At 32.9% G+C, this 1,602-nt stretch carries 1 protein-coding gene; it reads right to left on the bottom strand.

Translation table 11 applies throughout. The features are described from left to right. Window positions 1–311: 311 nt before the first annotated feature. Window positions 312–1,340 carry an IS110 family RNA-guided transposase gene (locus tag FLP_RS14875; protein ID WP_065450320.1) on the bottom strand — a complete coding sequence of 343 codons (1,029 nt, stop codon included), beginning with the start codon at window positions 1,338–1,340 and terminating at the stop codon, window positions 312–314. Window positions 1,341–1,602 lie beyond the last annotated feature (262 nt).

Genomic DNA, 1,602 nt, shown 5'->3' on the forward strand with positions numbered 1-1,602 from the left:
GAGTTAGATACATGTCATAATATAGTTTTCAGTTTACAGTCTCAGTTTACAGATAAAAGTCAATTGTTTCTCTTATAGAAATAATTGACTTTTTTTGCAATACTTTCTGATCTTACTTTCACTAATTATTTTACCGCAGAGAACACAAAGATTTTTATATAAGAGCCTTTAGAAAGCACAGAGATTCTGTGTTGATTTCCTAATAAATATAAATTTTATTTTTAGCTGTCTTGGTTATTTATCTTTTATATTATTAAATTTGTAGCCTTAGTCAGCCATAGAGCTAGACTGTATAGCGTGTTTATGCATTTTTATGCTGGCACGCTATTTTTTTTTGATTCAAAATCTTTATCATATACTGCTTTATTTTTGTAGAGAATATAAATCAGTTCCAATAATTTTCTCTGTACCGCTACACATCCTTTCATTTTGATGCCATGTTTTGCTACTATTCTACTGTATTGGTCGCGAAAATTATCATCCCATTTTATGCTGCTTAGAGCTGGCAGATGCAGGCAGCTTCTTAAATATCTATTACCCCTTTTGGAAATTGACGGCTTGCCTTTTACTGATGTTCCTGAGAGTTTTTCTTTTACATCCAGTCCTGCATAACTTGTAAGTTGTTTTTTACTGCGTATAAGCTCAAATCCGTTTGTTTCGCCAATAACAGTTGCTGCAGTCAAAATTGAAATACCCGGTATTGTACAGATATTACTGATGTCTTTACTAAGTTCTTTGTTCTCTTTTATACTACTTTCGATCTCATTCTTAATTTCTTTCTCAAGGGTGTTTAAAAAATGTATCCTTCTATTTGAACGTTCAATACTTGAAATATGAGGCATTGCTTCTGCCTCTTCGGCATGCAGTTGGTTTTTTACTATGGTTCTCTCATCTGTAATTTGACGGCGTTCACGTGTAAGTTGTTTTAAGGTTCTGTAGATCGCTTTTGGTTTTTTCCAATTATCGAGTTTTCTTTCCAGTCCAAATCTGGCAATGGCCTCAGAACACGTTTTATCTGTAATTGTTTTGATCTCAAGAGTTCGTATATAATTACTGATTTTGTTGGGCAGTACAATACTTAAATCCTCTTTTTTTTCATCTAGATAATGGGCGAACTTCTCATGGTAAACACCTGTAGCTTCCATTACATATTGAACTTTGGTCGTTTTATCTGTAAGCTTATCAATCCATTGAGAAAGTTTTAAAAAACCTTTATCTGTATTTTTAAAAACAGAATAAGCACACAGTTCAATCGATAAATCATCATTGAGTCTTCCTAAAGTAACTACCAATTCTTTTTGCGCTACATCAATTCCTAATACCTGTTTCAATACTTTCATAACTTCTTAATTTTAAAATAATAGTAAAGTGATGAATCTTCCTTCGTCTTTTCTCCTGGTTGGATATTCTGGATAATACGACCTGCGTAGTTCCTTACATTCTGTTCAGACTCTAAAAGATAAAAAAGAATGAGGCGGTATCTCTGCGTCAATGTACTTCCTGAGTCATTTAGTCGCGAATCGACTCTCACCCTTTTTCACTTTATGATATCCAAATATAGATATTTGAAAGATTGATTTTCTAACTATGCAAACATAGGAG

The organism is Flavobacterium piscis (assembly GCF_001686925.1).
In the GTDB taxonomy this organism is placed as follows: Bacteria; Bacteroidota; Bacteroidia; order Flavobacteriales; family Flavobacteriaceae; genus Flavobacterium; species Flavobacterium piscis.